At 59.1% G+C, this 5,163-nt stretch carries 4 protein-coding genes; all 4 read left to right on the top strand.

The window, feature by feature from the left end; all coding sequences use genetic code 11:
* Window positions 1-580: 580 nt before the first annotated feature.
* Genes HMPREF2890_RS06895 through HMPREF2890_RS06910 form a run of 4 tightly spaced genes read left to right on the top strand, consistent with a single transcriptional unit; the run spans window position 581 to window position 5,016 of the window.
* The gene (locus HMPREF2890_RS06895) at window positions 581-1,948 is read left to right on the top strand and encodes a hypothetical protein (protein WP_246825345.1); all 1,368 of its coding nucleotides are present in this window, start codon (window positions 581-583) and stop codon (window positions 1,946-1,948) included.
* Entirely contained in the window at window positions 1,949-3,844 is a 1,896-nt protein-coding gene (locus HMPREF2890_RS06900; protein WP_070466980.1) for a DNA topoisomerase IV subunit B, read from the top strand.
* On the top strand, window positions 3,844-4,305 hold the full coding sequence (coaD, locus tag HMPREF2890_RS06905; protein ID WP_070466983.1) for a pantetheine-phosphate adenylyltransferase: 462 nt from the start codon (window positions 3,844-3,846) through the stop codon (window positions 4,303-4,305). The genes HMPREF2890_RS06900 and coaD overlap by 1 nt, the downstream gene beginning before the upstream one ends.
* 33 nt (window positions 4,306-4,338) lie before the next feature.
* Window positions 4,339-5,016, top strand: coding sequence for a hypothetical protein (locus HMPREF2890_RS06910; RefSeq protein WP_070466984.1), 678 nt, complete (start codon window positions 4,339-4,341; stop codon window positions 5,014-5,016).
* The last annotated feature ends 147 nt before the right edge of the window (window positions 5,017-5,163 follow it).

The raw sequence follows: 5,163 nt of genomic DNA on the forward strand, positions 1-5,163 counted from the left end.
GAGAATGGCACTTCGTGCAACATTCTCTATATACGACCCCGATAGGGTGTCGGTCCCTCTATGAGCTCGCCATTACGAGCGACACCCTCGCGGGGTCGTGGGGAGGGCTCTGCTCGGCGACTTCGCAAAGGGTCGAGGGGATCAAGGCGGGTATCGGCACATCGGTCACCGCTTCGCAGATGACCAATGCCTATGGAGCGAGCACCCTTCGGGTGCCTCACGGCTCGTCCGACTTGTCCGACCCGTCCGATAAGGGGTCACCACAGAGAGGGACCTCCTTTTTAGCTATAGCATCACCCCTGTCTGACCGAGCAGGAGAGAGTCTGTGAATTGCAATTTTGAGACCTCTGCATAATACCCCATCTGCGGCGTCACTTTCGAGATTCGGGCTTGGTCATGTGCGTAAGCACACTCCCTTCGCCCTCACTCTCAGTCCCTTGCACCTGGGGTGTTCTGCAAAGTCCCTGCCGAAAAAGCGGTGCTTTTTCGGCGAAAGACCATTTTGCAAAGGTCTTTTTTTGATTACCTTTGTCGTGGGGTGGAGGTCTTATCATCAGCACCAAGAGTAGCAAGAGACATCATGGGTATCAAGAAAGTGTACAATAGCAGGCAAGGTCAGTGGCTCAGGAAGCTCCTCGGCATCAGCAGGGGAGGGGTACTGCCTACTCCCCACGAGCTGCGCATCGTACGCGTGACGAGCAAGAGTATGCTGCGTGACTTTGCCGAGTACCCCGTGAGCCTCTACAAGGGGAGTCCCTACTACTGCCCGCCGCTCATCGATGGCGACATGGACACCCTCACCAAGGGCAAAAACCCCACCCTCGAGCACTGCGACTACGTCTGCTACCTCGCCTACCGCGGTGACCGCATCGTGGGGCGCATCGCCGGGATGATCAACCACAATTGCAACGAGCGGTGGCACCAAAATCGCGCCCGCTTCGGATTCTTTGACTTTGAGGACGACGAAGAGGTGGTCGATGCCCTGATGGATGCGGTGAAGGAGTGGGCCAATGACTACGCCTGCGATGAGCTGGTAGGGCCGCTGGGCTTCACCGACATGGACCGCGAGGGGATGCTGATCGAGGGCTTCAGCCAGGTCGCCACCTTCATCGAGAATTACAATTACCCCTACTACCCCAAGCATATGGACCGTATGGGGTTTGAGAAAGACGTCGACTGGCTCGGCTTCCGGATCATCCCGCCGCACACCGTCCCGGAGCGGTACCGCAAGGGAGCCGATCTCGTCCGGCGGAGATACAATCTTGAGGCCTTCATCGTACACGACCGCAAGCGCCTCGTGGAGGAGTTTGCAGACGACATCTTTGACCTCTTCAATCGCACCTACAGCAACCTCTACGGCGCCAGCGTGCTCACCAAGGCAGAGACACAGCAGCTCATCGATACTTTCCTCCCGCTGATCAATACCGACCTCATCGGGCTCGTGCGACAGGTCTCGGATGGGAAGTTGGTCGGCTTTGGGGTCGCCATGCCCTCGATCACTAAGGCGCTGCAGCGCTCGCAGGGCAAGCTCTGGCCCTTTGGCTTCATCCCGATCATGAAGGCGCTCAAGAGCCGCAAGGCGGAGGTGATGGACCTCATGCTCATCGCCGTCGATCCGGAGTATCAGGGCAAGGGACTCATTGCGCTCATCTTTGACCTCATGATCCCGGTCGTACAGCAGTATGGCGTCCGCTTCCTGGAGTCCAATCTGGAGCTGGAGCACAATGTCCACGTGCAGGTGCAGTGGAATTTCTTCCGCAAGATCCACCACAAGACCCACCGCTGCTACGTCACTCCACTGACGGAGAGAGGCGAGGAGCTCGCCAAGAGACGGCGCGAGAAGAGAGCGCGGGAGGAGGCGCAGAGAGACGAGGACCAGCCCAATAGACTGCTGATGCCCCGCACCTCCGTGGAGGAAATGAAGAAATACGAAGGAGAGAATAGGTAAATGACCGACGCAGAAGAGAAGCTTACCCCCACACCCCTACCATCCACACCCGACCCCCTCTACCAGGAGGATAAGATCGTCACCCTCGACCCGATGGAGCACATCCGGCTCCGTCCCGGTATGTACATCGGCAAGCTGGGCGACGGCACTGCTCCCGACGACGGCATCTACGTCCTCCTCAAGGAGGTGATCGACAACTCCATCGACGAGTACACGATGGGGTACGGCAAGCACATCTACATCACGATCGACGAGGAGGAGCATCGCCACGTCACCGTCCGCGACCACGGGCGAGGCATCCCCCAGGGCTCCCTCGCCAAGGCCGTAGGCACGATGAATACCGGTGCCAAGTACGACAACGAGGTCTTCAAGAAGTCTGTCGGGCTCAATGGCGTCGGCCTCAAGGCAGTCAATGCCCTCTCCACCCGCATGGCGGTCTCCTCCTACCGCGATGGGACGGTGAAGACGGTCGTCTTCGAGAGGGGGAAGCTCATCGAGGAGAGCGACATACTGCCCGCCCCTGGCGAGCACGACGGCACCTTCGTCGACTACTACGCCGATCCGGACATCTTCCGCAACTACCGCTACCAGCAGGAGTACGTCCACAGCATGATCCGGATGTACACCTACCTGCAGCCGGGGCTGACGATCCACCTCAATGGCACCCGCTTCATCTCCCGCAATGGTCTCCTTGACCTCCTCGAGGACAATATGACGGCCACCCCGCTCTACCCCATCATCCATCTGCAGGGCGACGACATCGAGGTGGCGATCACGCACTCCACCCAGTACGGCGAGGAGTACTACTCCTTTGTCAACGGGCAGAATACCCTCCACGGCGGGACCCACCTCTCCGCCTTCAAGGAGGCGATCGGCAAGACGGTGAAGGAGTTTTTTGACAAGAGCTACGACTACAACGACATCCGCTCCGGCATCACCGCCGCCATCAGCATCCGGATCCAGGAGCCGGTCTTCGAGTCGCAGACTAAGACCAAGCTCGGCAGCCGTGAGATCTCCGAGGGCGGCATCTCGATCCAGAAGTTTGTCATCGACTTCGTCAAGCTCCAGCTCGACAACTACCTCCACAAGCACCCCGACACCGCCGAGATCCTGCAGAAGAAGGTGGTCGACAACGAGCGGGAGCGGAAGGCCCTCCAGGGCATCTCCAAGAAAGCCAAGGAGCGTGTCAAGAAAGCCTCCCTCTACAATAAGAAGCTCCGCGACTGCACCGTCCACTTCAATGACCCCAAGGCCAAGGAGCCGGAGCGCACCGAGATCTTCATCACCGAGGGACTCTCCGCCAGCGGCAGCATCACCCAGAGCCGCGACCCCGAGTACCAGGCGGTCTTCTCCCTCCGTGGCAAGCCGCTCAACTCGTACGGTCTCTCCAAGAAAGTGGTGTATGAGAATGAGGAATTCAACCTCCTCCAGGCCGCTCTCAATATCGAGGACGGGCTTGAGGACCTCCGCTACAATCGCGTCATCGTTGCCACCGATGCCGATGTGGACGGGATGCACATACGCCTGCTGATCATCACCTTCTTCCTCCAGTTCTTCCCCGAGCTGATCCGTGAGAATCATGTCTTCATCCTCCAGACGCCCCTCTTCCGTGTCCGAGACCGCCAGGGCAAGGAGATCATCTACTGCTACGACGAGCGGGAGCGCAATGAGGCGATGAAGAAGATCGGCAAGAGCGCCTCCGTCACCCGATTTAAGGGTCTCGGAGAGATCAAGCCGGAGGAGTTTGGCAACTTCATCGGCGAGAATATGCGGCTCGACCCCGTGGTGATGAAGAAGGAGGACAACGTCCCCGAGCTGCTGAAGTTCTACATGGGCACCAATAGCCGCGAGCGGCAGGACTTCATCGTAGACAACCTTGAGACCGACGATATCTAATGAGTAAGCCCCTCATCGGCCTCTTCGCCGGCTCCTTTGATCCCTTCACGATAGGGCACGACGACCTCGTCCGCCGCGCTCTTGGCGTTGTCGATGAGCTGCACATCCTCGTGGGGGTCAATGTCGGCAAGCGGTACGACACGGCACCCGATGTGCGGGTGCAGCAGATCGCCGAGCTTTACCGCGACGAGCCGCGCATCACCGTCGCCTCCACCGAAGGGCTCACAGCGCACTACGCCAGGCGGGTGGGTGCGACGATACTCATCCGCGGCATCCGCTCCGTGAGAGATATGGAGGCAGAGCGAGAGATGGCGGAGACCAACCTCAGCCACTTCGGCCTCGACACCCTCTTCTTCTTCACCCGCCCTGAGCTTGCCGCCATCTCCTCCCACCTCGTCCGGGAGCTCGCCCACTTCGGCGAGGACGTCACCCCCTACCTCCCCAAGCGCGACGACCACTAAGCGACTTCATTAGCCAATACAATAACCAGAGTTATGAAAAACTATCACCGTATCGCCATCGCTCTGGCAGCCCTCCTCACACTCACTACTACGGGCGCAGCACAGACGCGGGAGGACTTCAGATCGCCCTCCTTTGAGCTCACCCTTACGCAGGGTGCAGGCCTGACCACACCTGATGCCTCGCTCGCCTCGATCCGAAGAGCGGATGCAGAGGCCTACAGAGGCATGAGACCCATTATGGGGCTCTCCCTCGGCTACCGCCTCGGGGATCGTGCCACCATGGTAGGGCTTGAATGGTCCAATATCTCTATGGAGACAAATCTTCAGGGGTACACGCTACTAAGCGAGGCTGCAGTGGACCTACTTGGGATCCGTGTGGTGGACTATCACCCCTTTGTTATGGATCGGATGGAGCTCTTCACCTTCGCCACCTTGGGTGCAGCACATGCCTCCAATGTCTACACCACCCTTGCCGACTCCAAGGACTACGGCAAAGCACAGGCATGGGGACTGGGACTCAAGCTGGGCTGCGGCGTCAGGTACCGCTGCACCGCACACTCAGCCGTAGAGCTCAAGGGCGGTGCCATGGATGCCTATCTCTTCAAGTGGTCAGGTGACGAAGCGGTGATCCACCCGGAGGCTTATACGTACAATAATAAGAATAACTATGGGCTCTTCTACGCTGCCCTCTCCTACAGCATCCTCTTCTGAGTCCTGGCTGTCGCACGCCTCGTGTAGCTTGATAGTGCGACACCCCTCGCCCCTACGTCTCGCCATCGGTAGGCAGTAGCCTCCGAGGCATTGATCACTGCTGCAGATGGGGGATCCCGATAGGGATCCCCGCTTCCTAACCACGGG

This window comes from Porphyromonas sp. HMSC065F10, assembly GCF_001808555.1.
Lineage (GTDB): Bacteria > Bacteroidota > Bacteroidia > Bacteroidales > Porphyromonadaceae > Porphyromonas_A.